At 41.6% G+C, this 18,583-nt stretch carries 17 protein-coding genes and 1 tRNA gene; 16 read left to right on the plus strand and 2 right to left on the minus strand.

All coding sequences use genetic code 11. From position 1 onward, the window contains the following. Positions 1-200 precede the first annotated feature (200 nt). Positions 201-539 (plus strand): P-II family nitrogen regulator, encoded by a 339-nt coding sequence (locus tag DWX96_RS07040; RefSeq protein WP_022243575.1) that lies wholly within the window; start codon positions 201-203, stop codon positions 537-539. Positions 540-708: 169 nt separating this feature from the next. Continuing rightward, entirely contained in the window at positions 709-1,905 is a 1,197-nt protein-coding gene (locus DWX96_RS07045; RefSeq protein ID WP_117947749.1) for an ammonium transporter, read from the plus strand. A 187-nt stretch (positions 1,906-2,092) separates the two neighbouring features. Here the strand turns inward: DWX96_RS07045 and DWX96_RS07050 are convergent, their stop codons facing one another. Beyond that, positions 2,093-4,915 (minus strand): transglycosylase domain-containing protein, encoded by a 2,823-nt coding sequence (locus tag DWX96_RS07050; RefSeq protein WP_118057106.1) that lies wholly within the window; start codon positions 4,913-4,915, stop codon positions 2,093-2,095. 177 nt (positions 4,916-5,092) lie between these two features. Between DWX96_RS07050 and DWX96_RS07055 the strand changes: the two genes are divergently transcribed. The 5 genes from DWX96_RS07055 (at position 5,093) to DWX96_RS07075 (ending at position 8,139) form a co-directional block, all read left to right on the plus strand. After that, positions 5,093-5,749, plus strand: a complete 657-nt coding sequence (locus tag DWX96_RS07055; protein WP_117842226.1) for a YigZ family protein — start codon at positions 5,093-5,095, stop codon at positions 5,747-5,749. 99 nt (positions 5,750-5,848) lie between these two features. Continuing rightward, positions 5,849-5,920, plus strand: a tRNA-Gln gene (locus tag DWX96_RS07060). Positions 5,921-6,114: 194 nt separating this feature from the next. After that, entirely contained in the window at positions 6,115-6,819 is a 705-nt protein-coding gene (locus DWX96_RS07065) for an acyl-[acyl-carrier-protein] thioesterase (RefSeq protein WP_118057107.1), read from the plus strand. 13 nt (positions 6,820-6,832) lie between these two features. Next, positions 6,833-7,669 carry a CvfB family protein gene (locus DWX96_RS07070; protein WP_118057108.1) on the plus strand — a complete coding sequence of 279 codons (837 nt, stop codon included), beginning with the start codon at positions 6,833-6,835 and terminating at the stop codon, positions 7,667-7,669. A 95-nt stretch (positions 7,670-7,764) separates the two neighbouring features. Beyond that, positions 7,765-8,139, plus strand: a complete 375-nt coding sequence (locus tag DWX96_RS07075) for a RidA family protein (protein ID WP_022243569.1) — start codon at positions 7,765-7,767, stop codon at positions 8,137-8,139. Positions 8,140-8,249: 110 nt separating this feature from the next. Here DWX96_RS07075 and DWX96_RS07080 read toward each other — a convergent pair whose 3' ends face one another. Beyond that, positions 8,250-8,444, minus strand: coding sequence for a YjfB family protein (locus tag DWX96_RS07080; protein WP_022243568.1), 195 nt, complete (start codon positions 8,442-8,444; stop codon positions 8,250-8,252). A gap of 39 nt (positions 8,445-8,483) precedes the next feature. Between DWX96_RS07080 and trxB the strand changes: the two genes are divergently transcribed. The 9 genes from trxB (at position 8,484) to DWX96_RS07125 (ending at position 18,582) form a co-directional block, all read left to right on the plus strand. Next, a complete protein-coding gene (gene trxB, locus DWX96_RS07085) occupies positions 8,484-9,488 on the plus strand; it encodes a thioredoxin-disulfide reductase (RefSeq protein ID WP_117947724.1) in 1,005 nt (334 codons plus the stop codon). A gap of 125 nt (positions 9,489-9,613) precedes the next feature. Then, entirely contained in the window at positions 9,614-10,855 is a 1,242-nt protein-coding gene (locus DWX96_RS07090; protein ID WP_118057109.1) for a C40 family peptidase, read from the plus strand. Positions 10,856-11,254: 399 nt separating this feature from the next. After that, a complete protein-coding gene (locus tag DWX96_RS07095) occupies positions 11,255-12,250 on the plus strand; it encodes an aldo/keto reductase (protein WP_118057110.1) in 996 nt (331 codons plus the stop codon). A 641-nt stretch (positions 12,251-12,891) separates the two neighbouring features. Next, positions 12,892-13,563 carry a WecB/TagA/CpsF family glycosyltransferase gene (locus tag DWX96_RS07100; RefSeq protein WP_118057111.1) on the plus strand — a complete coding sequence of 224 codons (672 nt, stop codon included), beginning with the start codon at positions 12,892-12,894 and terminating at the stop codon, positions 13,561-13,563. A gap of 60 nt (positions 13,564-13,623) precedes the next feature. Continuing rightward, complete coding sequence (locus DWX96_RS07105; protein ID WP_330416158.1) at positions 13,624-14,445, plus strand: YitT family protein; 822 nt, start codon at positions 13,624-13,626, stop codon at positions 14,443-14,445. 150 nt (positions 14,446-14,595) lie between these two features. Next, the gene (locus tag DWX96_RS07110; protein ID WP_117696702.1) at positions 14,596-15,684 is read left to right on the plus strand and encodes a PucR family transcriptional regulator; all 1,089 of its coding nucleotides are present in this window, start codon (positions 14,596-14,598) and stop codon (positions 15,682-15,684) included. 22 nt (positions 15,685-15,706) lie between these two features. Beyond that, complete coding sequence (gene ftsE / locus DWX96_RS07115) at positions 15,707-16,390, plus strand: cell division ATP-binding protein FtsE (RefSeq protein WP_022243561.1); 684 nt, start codon at positions 15,707-15,709, stop codon at positions 16,388-16,390. Continuing rightward, the gene (gene ftsX, locus DWX96_RS07120) at positions 16,380-17,285 is read left to right on the plus strand and encodes a permease-like cell division protein FtsX (RefSeq protein ID WP_117842235.1); all 906 of its coding nucleotides are present in this window, start codon (positions 16,380-16,382) and stop codon (positions 17,283-17,285) included. Before ftsE ends, ftsX begins: the two co-directional genes overlap by 11 nt. A gap of 79 nt (positions 17,286-17,364) precedes the next feature. Beyond that, entirely contained in the window at positions 17,365-18,582 is a 1,218-nt protein-coding gene (locus DWX96_RS07125; protein ID WP_118057112.1) for a murein hydrolase activator EnvC family protein, read from the plus strand. The last annotated feature ends 1 nt before the right edge of the window (position 18,583 follow it).

Here is an 18,583-nt window from a genome sequence, read left to right on the forward strand (position 1 = left end):
AAGAGGCATAAAAGGGAGGATGCCAGGCAACTTAAGTTACCTGGCAGATTATGAAAAAGAATATTTAAAGTTATGTTTTTCTTTTGCTTATGACTATACTATATCAGCCTAATTTGAAAAAAGCGTGTTGATAAAGTGAATCATCTTTGAATGCCAGGTGAATAAATTGTGAACAATAATAAGAAGGAGGACGAGATGATATGAAAAAGCTGGAAATTATTATTAAACCGGAAAAGCTTGAAGACTTGAAAGCAGTCTTAGAAAGCAGTGAAGTCAATGGTTTAAACATTGTAAATAGCATGGGATATGGTAATCAGAAGGGTATTATCAAGAATTACCGTGGAGCATCTTATAATGTTACATTACTTCCGAAAATCAAAGTAGAGACCGTTGTCTCAGATGAAGTTGCGCCAGGATTAATTGATAAGGTAGTAGATGAGATTAATACCGGTAACTTTGGTGATGGTAAAATCTTTGTGTATGATGTAGAAGATGCCGTTCGTATCCGTACCGGTGAACATGGTGACAAAGCATTATAAAAGATGCAAAGAGGAGTAAGGCGCAGATAGGAAACTGTCTTGTGGATATTGAAAAATGAATATCGCAAATAAATATTATCGAAGGAGATAAGCAGACAAGGAGAGAGCCTTGTTTGATATCTCTATTTTTTTTACTTTAATATTTATTTTGGTAAAGGAGGAAATGATTATGGATATGAGTGTTTGGTTCCTGATGGGAGCAGCGTTAGTATTTTTTATGCAATGTGGATTTGCAATGGTAGAGGCTGGTTTTACCAGATCAAAAAATACAGGTAATATTACAATGAAGAACCTGATGGACTTCTGTATTGGTACCGTTGCATTTTATTTATTAGGATATAATATTCTTTGTGGTGATGGAAAATTTGTAGGATGGGGCTTAAACCCATTGAAGAATTTTGGAACAACAGACTGGTCCAATTTCGTATTTAACCTGGTATTCTGTGCAACAGCTGCAACAATTGTATCTGGAGCAATGGCAGAGCGTACCAAATTCATTACATATTGTATTTACAGTTTTGTAATCAGCCTGATTGTATATCCGGTAGAAGCACACTGGGTATGGGGCGGAACTCCATGGCTTACAGACCTTGGATTTACAGATTTCGCAGGTTCTGCATGTATTCATATGGTAGGTGGAATTACCGCATTTATCGGAGCCGCTTTATTAGGACCTCGTATTGGTAAATATGACAAAGATGGTAAATCAAGACCTATTATGGGCCACAACATTTTGATTGGTGCTTTGGGAGTATTTATTCTCTGGTTTGGCTGGTATGGATTTAATGGTGCAGCAGCAACTGATACCTTACAGCTTTCACAGATTTTTGCAACAACAACCATTGCACCGGCAGCAGCAACTGTTACAGCAATGATTTATACCTGGATTAAGAATGGTAAACCGGATGTGTCCATGTCTTTAAATGGTTCCCTGGCAGGTCTGGTAGCAATTACAGCAGGATGTGCAAATGTTGATGCAGTAGGTGCATTCGTTATCGGTGGTTTAGCTGGTATCCTTTGTACCATGTCAGTATACTTTGTAGAAGACAAATTAAAAGTAGATGACCCGGTTGGCGCTGTATCCGTACACGGTGCCTGTGGTCTTTTTGGAACATTGATGGTAGGTCTCTTCGATTATACAGATGGCCTCTTCTATGGTGGCGGAGTTCATCATCTGGCTATTCAGGCACTTGGTGTCGTATGTATCGCAGGCTGGGTAATTGTAACCATGAGCATTGTATTTATCGTATTAAAGAAGACAATTGGTCTTAGAGTATCAAAAGAAGAAGAGTTAGAAGGTCTGGATTCTACTGAGCATGGCTTAGAGTCAGCTTACCCGGATTTTGTAACAAGAGAACTTCACTAATCATGTACTAATCTAATTGTGATTAGGTTAGTAATTATCTAATCCCCTTAGTAGTATATACATCAACAACGAAAGTCCTGGCGTATGTCAGGGCTTTTGTTGTTGTCTGTGCCCGGTATCAGATAGAAAAAATAGAAGCTGCCTTTGGCAGCTTCTATAGGTGTCTGATTATAGAATAATGATTTGGTTAATTCGTAGTGTTTCCATCAGAGCCGGTACCGGAACTTCCACCGCCGGTTCCTGTACCACCACCGGTTCCTGTGCCACTGCCGGTTCCTGTGCCACTGCCGGTTCCTGCACCACCACTGGTTCCTGTACTGCCGCCGGTTCCTGTGCCACCACCGGTTCCTGTATCACCACCGGTATTTGTACTGCTTCCGGTTCCGGTATTACCATGATCTGGTGTAGTATTATCCCCACCACCGGTAAGACTTCCACTGGTTGGATTAGAAGTATCTGTTGTATTAGTAGATGGTGTGGAAGGCTGTGTAACGGAACTTGAAGTGTGTACGTTACAGGTGCTGTTGGATAATTCATCTGTCATAAGATATGGAGAATCATCCGTACCTTCAGAACCGCCAACGATATAGATACCAGTCTGTCTTGTTTCGTTCGGACAATATTCATTTGCAAGCATTCCGGAGGAAGTACAGATTGTTGCGCTGACATGATGGTCACATACTTCTGTTGGAACTGTGCCGGTTGCAAAATATTCTGTTTCAACCATGCTGCCACGCGGATCACAGTCACATAAACCTTCTACGGCAAGTTTTCCGGATTTCTTACATACGACAGCAGAAGTGATTCCGCTTGGCATAGTAAAGTCTTTATATTCCAGATTTTCATGAACACGGGACATAACTGCTTTCCAGATTAACTTTGGATATCTGGTGCTGGAAAGTTCGCTGTTATCATCATATCCGCCCCATACACCACAGGTATAATATGGTGTGTATCCTACGAAAAGAGCATCGCGGTCAGAGGTTGTAGTACCTGTTTTACCGGCAATCGGCATAGAACCGAAGTTAACGATTGTACCGGTACCGGAGGTAACAACATCTTCCATGGCATTGGTTAAGAGCCATGCAGTGGTGTCCTTTAATACAGTATGGGTCTGCGGAGTATTGTCAATTAAAACATTTCCGTCATGGTCTAAAATCTTGGTATAGAATCTTGGTTTGGTATAAGTACCGCCATTTGCAACGGTCGCATAGGCGGCAGTTAATTCTAAGTTGGTAACACCTTTATAGATACCTCCAAGGCAGAGAGCCTGATTATTATCGTGTTCAGCATCTAAGGTGGTAAATCCGAAGCTCTGCAAGTAACTGTAACCTAAATCGGTACTGATATCAGTGAGGGTCTTAACGGTTACAATATTGATGGAGTGGCAGATTGCTTCTCTTAAAGTAGTAAATCCACGATACTGGCCATCGTAGTTACGAAGAGAACGTCCATTGGTATAAGAATAAGGAGCATCATCTTCTACAGAAGCTAAGGTCATTCCACCACTGTCAAGAGCAGGTGCATAAGCAGCTAAAATCTTGAAGGTGGAACCCGGCTGTCTGGTGGTATCAGAAGCCCGGTTTAAGGTTTTGTTTGCGGTTTTATCACCACGGCCACCAACTAATGCTTTCACTTCACCGGTAGCCTGATCCATCAGCGTAAGGGAAGCCTGTGGCTGAATCGTAAAGGTAACGGATTCGCCGCTGCCCCGGATGGTATCTCCCTCTTCCATAATATCTGCTTTATACTGGTCAATGGCAGCCTGGGCATCTTCTTTGGAACTGAAGTTGATGTTGTAGCTGTTATTACCGGTTTTTTCACGATAGTAGGTGAGCATGGTCTGTTCACTGTAATTCTGCAGTGTACCATCGGCTTTCTGGATGGAAAGACGATAGGAGAAAGAATATTCCACCTGACCGTTGTAGTTATCTAAGTTATTGACTTCCTCATCACAAATCTGCTGGAGATTAGCATTCTGGGTGGAGTAAATGGTAAGACCACCACCATAGAGTGCATTGAAAGCCTGTGTCTCGGTATAACCTAATTCATTGATTAAGTCATCCATTACTTGGTCGGTAAGGGTATCCACAAAGTAGGAGTTGACATTTGCAGTAGAAGAAGTGCTGTTATCTACAATCTGAATACGGTCGTAGACATTATCTGCTAATGCTTCGTCGTGTTCTTCCTGCGAAATATAACCTTGGTCTAACATATTGTCTAAGACATCTTTACGACGGGATGCGTTGTTGTCCGGGTTAGTAATCGGATTATACTTTGTCGGACTCTTGGTAATCGCTGCAATTACTGCACACTCAGAAAGTGTTAAGTCAGATACATCTTTGTTAAAATATCGTTTGGATGCAGCCTGGACACCAAGGGTATTCTGACCAAGGTTAATGGTGTTTAAGTAATTTTCCAGAATCCAGTTCTTGGATTCTCTTTTTTCAAGCTGTACAGCCAGATACTGTTCCTGTATTTTACGCTCAAACTTGTCAGCCATACTGTCTTCGCTTGTCCAATCGGTGAAGACGTTGTTTTTCAGAAGCTGCTGTGTAATTGTGCTGGCTCCCTGATTAAAATGAAAACCGGATGCAATGCCTTTGAAGCCGGCACGGATGATTCCTTTGATATCAATTCCGTTGTGATCGTAAAAACGTTCATCTTCGATGGCTACGAATGCATGCTGAAGATTAATCGGCATCTTATCAATGGTTACCGGGTCACGATTTGTACCGGAAGTAACCAGAGTGGCAATTTCATTACCCTCATCGTCAAGAACGGTAGAGAGCTGTCCGGTAGGACTTGCATCAATATCATCTATATCTGGTGCAGAATCAATGATTCCTTTGAAGATTCCGATTCCTGCACAAATACCAACGACAGCTGCTAAGAAAAAGCAGATCAGTAGAGTCTTGCAGAAAATTACGGAAAACTTCTTACGGACCATAGTACCTTTGGAAGTGAGCTCTTTTTCCTTCCTGGCGGTACTCTTCTTTCCATAATTCATAATGTGCCTCCTTTGGATTAATAACATTATTTTCTTATTATAGCAAAAAGATACCATATAATAAAGAAAAAAGTAAAAACGCAAGGTTTTGATAAGAAATTCTTAAGGTTTCCTTGCAGGAAAAATGGAAATCATGCTACAATAAGGAAACGAAAAAAGAGGCAGGAGCAATGCAATATGTCAGAAGTTTCAAACGGAAAAGTAATATATGAAGGCGGCAGTGGTGAGATTGAAGAGAAAAAATCGCGGTTTATTGCAAATATTGCACCAGTTACCACAGAAGAGGAAGCGGTAGCATATATCAATACTATGAAGAAAAAATACTGGGATGCAAGACATAACTGCTCCGCATTTATAATAGGAAGAAATCAGGAGCTGACCCGCTGCTCGGATGACGGAGAACCTTCCGGCACAGCAGGCCGTCCGATGTTAGACGTACTTTTACGGGAGGGCATCCGGGATGTAGTGGTAGTAGTAACCCGGTATTTTGGTGGAACACTTCTGGGAACCGGTGGACTGGTGCGTGCTTATCAGGGTGCTGTACAGGAGGGCTTAAAGAATTGTACCATCATTGAAAAGAGACCGGGAAAGCGTCTTAAGATAAGTACGGATTATACAGGACTTGGCAAGATACAGTATCTTCTGGCAGAACAGGGCGTTACGATTATGGATATCGAATATGCAGAAGGTGTGGAACTGGATGCAGCAGTACCGTTAGAACAGTGTCTGGAATTAGAAAAGAAACTTACGGATTCCACCAGTGGAAAGGCAAAGCTGATGTGGGAAGAGACCATTGAATTTGCAGATTTGAACGGTACAATCAAAGTTTTTTGATGACCTGTAAAAACTTTTTGCAAAAAATCGAAAAAAAATCGAAAAAGTGCTTGACGAATGGAATGTTTTCATGTAGAATACCCATTGTTGACACAACAAAGGGCTATCGCCAAACGGTAAGGCAACGGACTCTGACTCCGTCATTTCAAGGTTCGAATCCTTGTAGCCCTGCTCATGAAAACACCACAGCAGCGTGGTGTTTTTTTACTTTACAGGAAATTGCTTTCCTGTAAAGTAAAAAAACGATCCGCGAGGATGCGCGCTGCGGCGTATAAGGTAGATGCCGCAAGCGGCCGCCGCAGGCACGAGAATGTGCCCGGGCACATTCTTTTTAATAGCCAGGCATTTACAAGGAGGACACATCTATGTATTCCATGAAAAGCAGAGTAAGATATAGTGAAGCAGACAGCGGACAGAAGATGACATTTCAGGCATTGACTAATTATCTGCAGGATTGTTGTATATTCCAGTCAGAGGATCTTGGAATTGGCGTGGACTATTTGAAGGAGCATGCACAGGCATGGTTTTTGGCATCCTGGCAGATTGTGGTAGAACGGCTGCCGGTTCTTGGAGAAAAAATAACAGTAAAGACCTGGCCATATAACTTTAAAGGTTTTTATGGTTATCGTAATTTTACCATAGAGGATGCTGAGGGAAAAATCTGTGCTTATGCGGATTCCCAGTGGATTTTTATGGATTTAAAGAGGGAAAGACCGGCACGGATTTCTGATAAGATGTTAGAAGAATATCAGATGGAAGAGCCTTTCAAAATGGACTATGCGGACAGAAAGATAAAACTTCCGGAGAAAATGCAGGAAAAGGAAAGCTTTCAGATTCGCCCGGAGCAGATTGATACCAATCATCATGTAAATAATGAACAGTATATTGCCATGGCAAAGAATTATCTGCCTGAGAATTTTAATATCCATAAAATGCGGGCAGAATACCGGAAAGCAGCAGTATTAGGAGACAAGGTATTCCCATTTGTATATGCAGATGATAAAATGTATCTGGTATCACTGGCGGATGAAGAGCAGAAACCATATGCCATTGTAGAATTTGAACAATAGAAAGCAGGAAAATATGAATCTTGGAGAAAAACAGGAACTAACAGCAGTAAAGAAAGTTGAATTTGGAATGTATCTGGCAGAAAATCCGGAGGATGAGACCAGAGTGCTTTTGCCGGCAAAACAGGTGCCGGAGGGACTTTGCATTGGAGATAAAGTAGAAATCTTTTTATACCGGGATTCCAAAGACCGTCTGATTGCAACCACCCATGAACCGAAATTGGTACTGGGAAAGCTTGCAGTGCTTCCGGTATTGGAAGTTGGTAAAATAGGAGCATTTTTAGACTGGGGACTGGAAAAGGATTTATTCCTTCCCTATAAGGAGATGACCCGCAGGGTAAATGCCGGGGATGAAGTCATGGTAACTTTATATATTGATAAGAGCCGCAGACTCTGCGCCAGCATGAAGAATCTTTATGACCTTTTAAGCAAAGATTCTCCATATAAAGCCGGGGATGAAGTAGAAGCAAGAATCTATGAATTCAGTGATAATTTTGGAACCTTTGCAGCGGTGGATGATAAATATTCTGCAATGATTTCCAAGCATGAGGACAGCAGCCATCTTCGGATAGGGGATGTAATTGCTGCCAGAGTAGTCAATGTAAAACCGGATGGCAAGCTGGATATTACCCTTCGGGAAAAAGCTTACCTTCAGATGGACAGCGATGCACAGAAGGTAATGGAAGTGATAGATTCCTATGCCGGCGTACTGCCATTTACAGAAAAGGCATCACCGGAAGTAATCATGAGGGAAACCGGACTCAGCAAGGCAGCATTCAAGCGTGCTGTAGGCAGACTCTATAAGGAGAGAAAGATAACTCTCAGCGAGCATGCAATCCGTAAAAACAGTTAATTTACGCGAGCAGCCAGAAAAACTGCATGTTTGCATGCAGATTTGGCGAGCACCGCGAATAGTTATTATTTAAATAAAGAAAGAAGGAACGAGACATGAAGAAAGTAATCGCAACAGAAAAAGCACCGGCAGCAATCGGACCATATTCACAGGCAATTGAAGTAAATGGAATGGTATATACTTCTGGTATTATTCCCGTTGTACCGGCAACCGGCGAGATTCCGGAAGGCTCTGTAGCACAGGCAAAACAGGCACTGACCAATCTTTCCAATCTTTTAGAAGCAGCAGGCACAAATATGGACAAAGTGGTTAAGACGACGGTGTTCATCAAAGAGATGAATGATTTCGCAGCAATTAATGAGGTTTATAAGACATTCTTTACCACCGATTTCCCGGCAAGAAGCTGCGTAGAAGTAGCACGTCTGCCAAAAGACGTTATGCTTGAAATCGAAGCAATCGCAATGAAATAGGACAAGGAAACATAGAAAAAGACCGGAAATCTTAAAGTCTCCCTGAAGGAAGAAAAAGGTTCCGGTCTTTTGCGTTGCAATGTATTGTCTTGCAAAACCATACAGTGGATTTAAACGGAGACATCAAAGTTCCCGCCAACAGCAGGATTTACAGACAATTCCATGGCACGAATCAGGCTGTCACTCATACTCTGACTGACATCCAGCTGGTTACTCAGCATTGCAACTCCAATCGCTTCGCTGGTTGGAGTAGAGGCACTGTTGAGTGCGCTTAAAGCAGTATTGTTTAATGCTGCAATATCCATATCAGTCACATCCTTTCTGCTTTGATATGTACTTTCATTATGGCATGGCAGATTAGAAAAAGCAAGGAAACATTCATATATTTTGGAAAAGGTGGTATACTTATCCTACTGAAGAAATGGAGGAGCCACAACATGTATGATGTGATTATAATAGGAAGCGGTCCTGCAGGGCTGTCGGCGGCAATTTATGCAGGAAGAGCAAAATTTGATACACTTATAATAGAAGAAAAGCCAATGAGCGGAGGTCAGATTGTCAATACCAGTGAAGTGGACAACTATCCGGGACTGCCAGGAGTGGGGGGATTTGAACTGGCACAGAAGATGCGGGAGCATGCCCAAAAGAGCGGCGTGACTTTTGTAAAAGAACAGGTCGTATCGGTAGAAGATAAGCAGGAAAAGAAGCTAGTAACAACCAATCAGAACCAGTACGAAGCAAAAGCAGTAATCATTGCATCAGGAGCATCTTACAGGAAGCTTGGGGTACCGGGGGAGGAAAGACTTACCGGTATGGGAGTTTCATATTGTGCTACCTGCGATGGAGCATTTTTCCGGAATCGGACTGTTGCGGTGGCAGGCGGTGGTGATGTCGCGTTAGAGGATGCACTCTTTTTGGCAAGAGGTTGTGAAAAAGTATACCTCATTCACCGGAGAGACAGTTTCCGTGGCGCAAAAGTGTTAGCGGAGCAGGTGCAGACAAATGAAAAAATTGAAATTTTATATGATACCGTAGTAGAGGAAATCTGCGGTGAAGGAATGGTAGAGAAAATCAAAATATTAAATAAGAAGACACAGGAAGAAAAAATGCTTCCGGTAAATGGCATTTTTGTTGCTGTGGGAATGGTGCCGAATACCGTAAAAGTAATACCGCATCTGGCATTGGATGATACAGGATATATCAAAGCCGGAGAGGATGGAAGGAGCAGTGTGCCTGGCATATATGCAGTGGGGGATGTCAGAACCAAGCAGCTGCGCCAGGTCGTAACGGCAGTAGCAGATGGCGCCAATGCCATTGCTTCTATGGAAAGTGATGGAATGATTTCGTAAAAGAAAGGAAAGAATGTTGTAAAAAAAGCGGGAATTTTAGGTTGACATGACAGGTTAGCTGCGCTATAATGACTCTGTAATAAATGTAATAAATTTGTAACAAATCGTTAGGTTTGGAGGTTTTTATGTATAAGAAAGCGTTAAGATTAACAGCCTGCGGACTCGCAAGCGCATTATTAGTCACTGGAAGCAATGCAACAACATATGCAGCACCAGTCGCAGGTGTTACTTCAGCAATGGAAGTGGGGGCTTCCAATGACACATTAGTAGCAGGTTTTTCTCTGACATTCAGCAATTATATGGCAAGCAGTGAACTTGTAGCAAAGGCGAATGTGGCAACTGCACAGAATAATGACACACCTGTTGTTACAGAAGGGGATGCAGCACAGCAGGATACAGCAGAAGAGGCACAGCCGGCAGAAGAAGATCCGTTCGCAAATGTGGCAATTGCACAGGTTGATAACTATGTAAATATCAGAAGCGAAGCATCAGAAGACAGTGAGGTGCTTGGTAAGCTTTATAATAATTCAGCAGCAACCGTCCAGCAGACCGTAGATGGATGGTATCAGATTACTTCTGGTACCGTTACCGGTTATGTTAAGAGTGAATATGTAGTAGTCGGCAACGAAGAACTGGCCCGTTCCGTCGGACGTCGTGTAGCAACTGTAAATGAAGATGCAGTTACTTTATTTGTGAGAACAGAGCCTTCTACCGATTCTAAGAAACTTGGAATGGTTGCAGGACTGGATGATTTGACAGTTACAGATGAGTCTGTAGATGGATGGGTAAAAGTTTCCATCGAAGAGGGCGAGGGATATGTATCCGCTGATTATGTAACATTATCTACTGAATTCGTTCAGGCAGAATCCAAAGAAGAAGAAGCCGCAAGACTTGCAAAAGAAGAGGCTGAAAGAAAAGCAGCAGAAGAAGCCGCAAAGAAAGCAGCAGAAAAATCTTCTAAGAGCAGCAGCTCATCCTCCAGTACATCTGGTGGTACATCTACATACAATGCACCATCCGGATCTGATGGAGCAGCAGTTGCAAACTTCGCAAGCCAGTTCGTTGGTAATCCATATGTAGCAGGTGGAACAAGCTTAACAAACGGAGCAGACTGTTCCGGATTTGTAATGAGTGTGTATGCACAGTTTGGAGTATCATTACCGCATTCTTCAGGAGCAATGAGAGGCTGCGGATATGAAGTTGGTACAGACCAGATGCAGCCGGGCGATATCGTATGCTACAGTGGACATGTTGCAATTTATGTTGGTAACAACACAATCGTACATGCCAGCACACCGTCATCAGGAATCAAATTTACATCACCGATTGACTATAAGCCAGTTCTTTCTGTAAGACGTATTTTCTAGGATGTCCGGATTTGATTTACGCGAGTAGCGAGAAAAATCGCATGCTTGCATGCAGATTTGGCGAGCGCCGCGATAACTCGAGAAACTCGCAAAGCGTGTTTCTTGTAGTTTATGGTAAAATTAAGGATGAAATAATATTGAAAAGGATAAACAGGGACTGTTGCGGTTGCAACAGTCCTTTTTTTACTTTACAGGAAATTGCTTTCCTGTAAAGTAAAAAACGTTCCGCGAGGATGCACACTGCAGGTAGACATTTGGAAAAAAGCAGATATAAAAATTTGATACGTTATTAAAAGATATTCTATTTTTATCTGGAAAAACTGCAATTATAATAAAATCAGCCAATAAAGTGGCGGAGGCGCATTATTATAGAATGAAAGGAAAGGCAGGTTACCACAGATGGAATATACAGCATCAGAACAAAGATATGAAACCATGAAATACAGAAGAGTAGGAAAGAGCGGATTGTTGTTTCCAATATTGTCCCTTGGTTTCTGGCATAATTTTGGAACCAATGATAATTATGAGAACATGAAAGCAATGTGTTTTACGGCATTTGACCATGGAGTCACACAGTTTGACCTGGCAAATAATTATGGCCCGGAATATGGCAGTGCAGAGAGTAATCTTGGCAGAATCATGCGGGAAGAATTGCATGCCTACCGCGATGAATTATTGATTACAACGAAAGCAGGTTATGATATGTGGCCGGGACCTTATGGGGACCATGGCAGCAGGAAGTATCTGATTGCGAGCTTAGACCAGAGCTTAAAACGTATGGGACTTGAATACGTGGACATTTTTTATCATCACAGAATGGATCTGGATACGCCATTGGAAGAAACCATGCTGGCATTAGACCAGATTGTAAGAAGCGGAAAAGCATTATATGTAGGAATATCCAATTATGATGGCGTGCATATGAAACAGGCAGCTGAAATCTTGGAAGATTTAAAGTGTCCGTTTGTGATAAACCAGAACCGCTACAATATCTTTGACCGTACGGTAGAGAATAATGGCTTGCTAGAAGCTGCAAAAGAGAAGGGGAAAGGTGTGATCGCATTTTCTCCACTTGCACAGGGAATGCTGACAGATAAGTATATCGATGGAATTCCGGAGGACAGCCGGATTAAAAGAGATGGCAGATTCCTTCATGCATCCGACCTTACGGAAACAAGAATGCAGCAGATTAAGAGCCTGAATGAAATTGCAAAGCGCCGTGGACAGACACTGGCACAGATGGCATTAAGCTGGATATTAAAGGATGAGACGGTAGCAAGTGTTCTGATTGGCGCATCCCGTCCGCAGCAGATATTAGATAATTTAAAGATTGTAGATGCACCGGCATTTACCACGGAAGAGTTAGAAGAAATCGAAGCTGTCTGCAGAGCCTGAAGCCTGGACGCAGATGCAGTTTTGGAAAAAAGAATGGAAGGAATTGTTCATACAATTTCCCAATCAAAATAGTTATGTGAACGAATATGATATTATGTAAATATACATATGGGGAAGAGGTGCTATTTTGAAAAGTGGAAAAGAAATTCATTTGACGGAAAAGAAGTGTAAATTGCAATCAGACAATTTTACACTTCTTTTTTGAAAATATACAATATGCACAAAAAAGAAAAGAACGTCGAAAAAAAGTGCTGGAAATTATAAAAAAGTCCAAAAAGTTATCCACATCGAAAAATGTGGAAATATCGAAAAAAAGGAGTTATACACCAAGTTATACACATTATCCACAGAAAAAAGGAGAAAAATATAGGTTTACATAGCAAAAAATAAGAACAGATGTTTTGTGAACAAATGATAAAGTTGATAACTTTTTAAAAAAATATACAAAATCTATTGACATTGCAATATTGAAAAAATCATATAAAATTGTCTGAAAATGTCAGTTTATTTACAAAGGTGTAAAAAGGCGATCGGAGAAAATAATTACAGAAAATTTGCACAATGGTTGAAAAAAACAGGAGCTTTTGCTATACTACTTGCATAAAAGCGCATGGAAATGCACAGAATAAGACAGGTGTAAGATGTTAAAGAAAATCGATATACTGGGAATAGAAGTAGACAATTATACAGTCCGTGAAGCAATGATGCAGGTGGAAAACTATCTGGATAACACGGTAATGAATACCATAGAGACCATAGATATGAAGATGTTAGAACTGGCAGGACGGGATGAAACGGTACGGGCGTGCATTGAACAGCTGGATCTTGCGGTAATCGGAGAGAAGGAGATTCTGATTGCGGCAGATGTTCATTCCAGCCAGCGAATCAGTGAGACAATCAATCATGATTTTTTCAGGGAATTCATCAAGCGGATTATCCGTAACCATAAGAGAGTATTTTTATTGGCGGAAACCATTGCTCAGGAAGAACAGCTGGAGCATTTCCTTGTAGGAAAATACGAACAGATTGAGGTGGCGGGTCATTGTGCGATTGAGGAAAAGTCCAATGACTTTGAAAGTGTGGTAAATGAGATTAACAGTGCCAGTGCAGATGTTATTTTTTCCATTCTGCCGTCTCCGTTACAGGAACAGTTTTTGACAGAAAATAAAAGCAAACTGGATGCTAAAATATGGTATGGGTTGAGCAGTGATTATGCACCGCGTTCCCGTATCAGCAGAATATCCCAGATAGCGGGCAGATTGATTCATAAGAAGAAACTGCAGAGCAAATTACACAAATATAATAAAGATTAAAGGAAACGGATGGTTATGGGTCTGGGATATAAAAGACCGGCCATAGTGGATTATTTGTGTATGACAGCAGGAACCTGCCTTATGGGTATAGCAATTCAGTCCATCTATGACCCGGTAGGAATGGTTGTTGGTGGATTTAGCGGAGTTGCAATTCTTATCAGACAACTGACAGTAAAATGGATTCCCGGAGGAATTCCGTTATGGTTTACGAACCTGGCGTTGAATCTTCCGGTTTTTTTATGCGCATGGAGAAGAAAAGGAAAGAAATTTTTGTGGCGGGCATTATATGGAATGGTAATGCTGTCTTTCTGGCTTCTGGTACTGCCTCACTGGAATATAGCACAGGATGATTATATGCTGGCAGCTATTTATGGCGGATGCATCTCCGGAGCGGGAATCGGTCTGGTTCTGGTGACGAAGTCCTCTACCGGAGGGACGGATATGGTAGCCACTTTATTACAGCGTTTTCTTAAACAATATACCATTGCACAGATTATGCTGGTGTTAGATGGTATCATTGTGTTAAGCGGAATGTTTTTCTTTGGAGTAAAGCCGGCGTTATATGCTGTGGTGGCAATTTTTATAACAACGGAAGTATCGGATGCAATTATGGAAGGTATCAAATATTCCAAGGCGGCGTATATCATTACGGAAGATGCCACTGAAGTGGCAGATGCACTGATGCACCGGATGAACCGCGGTGTTACGGCGATTCATGCAAAGGGAATGTATTCCGGAAATGAGAAGGACATACTCTTTTGTGCAGTGTCGAAAAAGGAAATTGTAGAGTTAAAAGAGATAGTAATGGAACTTGACCCGAATGCTTTTGTAATTGTGACGGATGCCCGGGAAGTGCTGGGAGAAGGTTTTTTGGAATATTAGCATAAAAATATTCACATTTCCTCTTTATTTTTTTGACGTTTTGCATTAAAATAAGATTCAAAGAGTTTTATCTTTCACAAAAGGATGCGGATTTTTTGTGAAAGTTGTCCAGTAACTGGGGCGATATTGATAAGAGAAGGAGAAAAAAGTATGATTTCAAATCAGATACTTCAAAACACAATTGACGGTTTGAAAGGGATTACACGAGTGGATATGTGCATTATCGATACTGAGGGGAAAGTATTGGCAACCACATTTCCGGATGCAGATAATTATATCAATCCTGCATTGGCATTTGTAGAATCTCCAGCAGACAGTCAGGTGATTCAGGGATGCCAGTTCTTTAAAGTTTTTGATGATCATCAGATAGAATATGTTTTACTGGCAAATGGTGACAGTGATGATGTGTATATGGTGGGAAAAATTGCCGGTTTCCAGATTCAGAATCTTCTGGTAGCATATAAGGAGCGGTTTGATAAGGACAACTTTATCAAGAATCTGCTGCTGGATAATCTTCTTTTAGTAGATATTTATAACCGTGCGAAGAAGCTTCATATTGAGACGGAAGTACGCCGCGTGGTATATGTTGTAGAAACCAACCGGGAAAAGGACGGAAATGAACTGGAAAAAGTACGCAGTATCTTTGGTGGCAAGTCCAAGGATTTTGTGACAGCGGTAGATGAGAAAAATATCATTGTGGTAAAAGAACTTGCAGAAAATGAGACCTATGAGGATTTGGAGAAAACGGCAGAAGTTATCTTAAATCTGTTCAAGGCAGATGAAGACTGCGAGGCTTATATCGCATATGGTACCGTAGTAAATGAGATTAAGGAAGTATCCCGTTCTTATAAAGAAGCCCGAATGGCATTGGATGTAGGAAAGATATTCTTTGAAGAGAAGAATATTATTGCGTATTCTGCACTGGGAATTGGACGTCTGATTTATCAGCTCCCGATTCCACTTTGCAAAATGTTTATCAAAGAGATTTTCGATGGAAAATCTCCGGATGATTTTGATGAAGAAACACTTACTACCATCAATAAATTCTTTGAAAACAGCCTGAACGTTTCAGAAACATCCAGACAGTTATACATACACAGAAATACACTGGTATACCGTCTGGATAAACTGCAGAAAAGCACAGGCTTAGACCTTCGGGTATTTGAAGATGCCATTACATTTAAAATTGCGTTAATGGTAGTAAAATACATGAAATATATGGAGACATTGGATTACTAAGCAGTAGTTTTAGGAGGAACACATGATTAAGCTTGAACATGTAAGCAAGTCATATTCGGCAGGAATACCGGCATTAAATGATATCAGTCTTAATATAGAAGAAGGGGAATTTGTTTTTATCGTTGGAAACAGTGGCTCCGGAAAGTCAACACTGATTAAATTATTGTTAAAAGAATTAGAGCCGACCAAAGGGGTTATTACGATTAACAACCGTAATTTAAATGCAATCCGGAGAAAACAGATACCGAAATATCGTCGTAATGTAGGTGTTGTGTTCCAGGATTTCCGCCTTTTAAAAGACAGAAATGTATATGAGAATGTAGCATTTGCCCAGAAGGTAATAGGTACTCCGGCAAGGCTCATAAGAAGCAGTGTACCGACCATGTTATCTATGGTAGGGCTGGCTGCCAAATATAAATCTTATCCAAAACAGTTGTCCGGTGGAGAACAGCAGAGGGTTGCCATTGCAAGAGCACTGGTAAATCAGCCGAAGATTCTTCTGGCAGATGAGCCGACCGGTAATCTTGATAACCATAATGCATGGGAAATCATGAAGCTCTTAGAGGAGATTAACCAGAAGGGAACGACAGTAGTCGTTGTTACACATAATCTTGAGATTGTCAAGGCAATGAAGAAACGTGTAATCACAATGAAGAAAGGCGTCATTATCAGTGACGAGAAAGGTGATTGCAGCGATGAGGATTAGTTCGTTTTTCTATTCAATAAAACAGGGTATCAAGAATATCTGGCGTAACAAAATGTTTTCAGTAGCATCTATTGCGACCATGTGTGCCTGTATCTTTTTGTTTGGACTTTTCTATTCGATTGTAGAAAACTTCCAGTCAATGGTAAAAGAGGCAGAGGAAGGCGTTGCAGTATCTGTTTTCTTTAATGAGGGAATCTCGCAGGAACAGATAGATGAGATTGGTAATAAAATTAGTAAGCGTGTGGAAGTTGCCAGCTATGAATTTATTTCCGCAGATGAAGCGTGGGAAAGGTGTAAAGAGACATATTTTGGTGGTTCAGAAGAAGCTGCAGAGGGATTTGCGGAGAATCCACTTGCTAATTCTGCCAGTTATGAAATTTATATGAAAGATGTTTCCATGCAGGATGCACTGGTTACATATTTAGAGTCCTTAGATGGCGTAAGGGAAGTGCATCATTCTGCAGTGGTGGCAAATACATTGTCTGATTTTAATAAACTGATTGCGTATGTTTCCGGAGGCATTATCTTAATCCTGCTTGCGGTTGCTATCTTCTTAATCAGTAATACCGTTACAGTTGGCATCTCGGTACGAAGAGAAGAGATTGCGATTATGAAGCTGATTGGAGCTACGGATTCTTTTGTGCGGGCACCATTTGTAGTAGAGGGTGTGCTGATTGGACTTCTGGGTTCTGCATTGCCACTGATTCTGCTTTACTTCATGTATGGCAAGATTATAGTATATGTAGCGGACAAATTCAGCTTTTTAGATAATATTATGAATTTTATTCCGGTTGCAGAACTGTTTCACAGTCTGGTTCCAATTTCACTGCTGTTGGGCGTGGGAATTGGATTTGTTGGCAGCCGGCTGACTATTAAGAAGCATTTGAAAGTATAAGGACAAAGGGTATCGCCTGTGTACTGGTGCAGTCACGGGGATACCCTGTTTTGAATATATAAAAGGTGATGAGAATAAGATGAAGATACGAAGAAAAGTAACAACCGCAATACTGACAGCTGTGATGTTACTTTCTCCGGTGATGGAGATATCTGCCAGCAGCCTGTCTGATGCACAGAAGGAAAAAGAAAATTTAGAGAAGCAGTTAGAGGAGGCCCAAAGTGTCATTGATGGGCTGAAAGATTCCAAGGCTGATATTCAGACGAAGGTAAAGGAATTAGATCAGCAGCTTACAAGCATTTCTCTTGAAATTACCAATACACAGGCACAGTTAGAGGAAAAGAGTGCCGAGATTACAGACACCCAGAGCGAATTAGAGGATGCCCAGGCGGATGTGGCAAGCCAGGCAGAAGCTATGAGCAAAAGGATTCAGTTCATGTATGAAAATAGTGGAAAAATGTCATATCTGGAAGCATTTTTTCAATCCGGCAGTATGGCAGAATTTTTGAATCAGGCAGAATATATCCGGCAGATTTCAGAATATGATAGAGATATGCTGCAGCAGTACAATAACAGTGTACAGACCGTGGCAGATGCCAAGGAACAGTTAGAACAGGAATATACAGAGCTGGAAGAATTGAAGGCACAGGTAGAATCCCAGCAGCAGACCGTGCAGGCTCTGATGGATGCCAAGGAAGACGAACTGGATAAGGTAAAGAGTGACATTACGGTGGCACAGTCGGATGCAGATGCAGTACAGGCAGAGATTGATGCACAGAATGAAATTATTGCGCAGATTCAGGCAGAGGAAGCCAGAAAAAAAGCGGAAGAAGAGAAACGAAGACAGGAAGCAGAGGAAAATGGAACTACTCCGGATACGACTCCCGGAGATGTATACAGTGGCGGGGCTTTTGTATGGCCGTGTCCGAGCAGTACCAGGGTAACCAGTGATTACGGAACGCGATTATCTCCGACCCAGGGAGCATCCTCTAATCATAAGGGACTGGATATTGGGGCAAGCTATGGTGCGAGTATTGTGGCGGCGGCAGATGGAACGGTTTCCTATGCAGGCTATAATAATGGAATGGGCAACTATGTAATGATCAGCCACGGCAGCGGGCTATATACAGTATATGGGCATGCTTCGGCACTTTTGGTATCCACCGGTGATAAAGTCACGGCGGGACAGACGATAGCCCAGGTAGGAAGTACCGGTATATCTACTGGAAATCATTTACATTTTGGCGTATCCTTAAATGGAAGCTATGTAAGCCCATGGAATTATCTGAGTAAATAGT

Source organism: Roseburia sp. AF22-2LB, assembly GCF_003461125.1.
Taxonomy (GTDB): domain Bacteria; phylum Bacillota; class Clostridia; order Lachnospirales; family Lachnospiraceae; genus Roseburia_C; species Roseburia_C amylophila.

Coding starts and splice junctions, on each gene's coding strand:
- DWX96_RS07110 (WP_117696702.1), top strand. CDS start 14,596: ATGATTTCAAATCAGATACTTCAAAACACAATTGACGGTTTGAAAGGG.
- DWX96_RS07075 (WP_022243569.1), top strand. CDS start 7,765: ATGAAGAAAGTAATCGCAACAGAAAAAGCACCGGCAGCAATCGGACCA.
- DWX96_RS07100 (WP_118057111.1), top strand. CDS start 12,892: ATGTTAAAGAAAATCGATATACTGGGAATAGAAGTAGACAATTATACA.
- ftsE (WP_022243561.1), top strand. CDS start 15,707: ATGATTAAGCTTGAACATGTAAGCAAGTCATATTCGGCAGGAATACCG.
- DWX96_RS07105 (WP_330416158.1), top strand. CDS start 13,624: ATGACAGCAGGAACCTGCCTTATGGGTATAGCAATTCAGTCCATCTAT.
- DWX96_RS07040 (WP_022243575.1), top strand. CDS start 201: ATGAAAAAGCTGGAAATTATTATTAAACCGGAAAAGCTTGAAGACTTG.
- DWX96_RS07045 (WP_117947749.1), top strand. CDS start 709: ATGGATATGAGTGTTTGGTTCCTGATGGGAGCAGCGTTAGTATTTTTT.
- DWX96_RS07095 (WP_118057110.1), top strand. CDS start 11,255: ATGGAATATACAGCATCAGAACAAAGATATGAAACCATGAAATACAGA.
- DWX96_RS07050 (WP_118057106.1), bottom strand. CDS start 4,915: ATGAATTATGGAAAGAAGAGTACCGCCAGGAAGGAAAAAGAGCTCACT.
- trxB (WP_117947724.1), top strand. CDS start 8,484: ATGGCATGGCAGATTAGAAAAAGCAAGGAAACATTCATATATTTTGGA.
- DWX96_RS07125 (WP_118057112.1), top strand. CDS start 17,365: ATGAAGATACGAAGAAAAGTAACAACCGCAATACTGACAGCTGTGATG.
- DWX96_RS07070 (WP_118057108.1), top strand. CDS start 6,833: ATGAATCTTGGAGAAAAACAGGAACTAACAGCAGTAAAGAAAGTTGAA.
- DWX96_RS07080 (WP_022243568.1), bottom strand. CDS start 8,444: ATGGATATTGCAGCATTAAACAATACTGCTTTAAGCGCACTCAACAGT.
- DWX96_RS07065 (WP_118057107.1), top strand. CDS start 6,115: ATGTATTCCATGAAAAGCAGAGTAAGATATAGTGAAGCAGACAGCGGA.
- ftsX (WP_117842235.1), top strand. CDS start 16,380: ATGAGGATTAGTTCGTTTTTCTATTCAATAAAACAGGGTATCAAGAAT.
- DWX96_RS07090 (WP_118057109.1), top strand. CDS start 9,614: ATGTATAAGAAAGCGTTAAGATTAACAGCCTGCGGACTCGCAAGCGCA.
- DWX96_RS07055 (WP_117842226.1), top strand. CDS start 5,093: ATGTCAGAAGTTTCAAACGGAAAAGTAATATATGAAGGCGGCAGTGGT.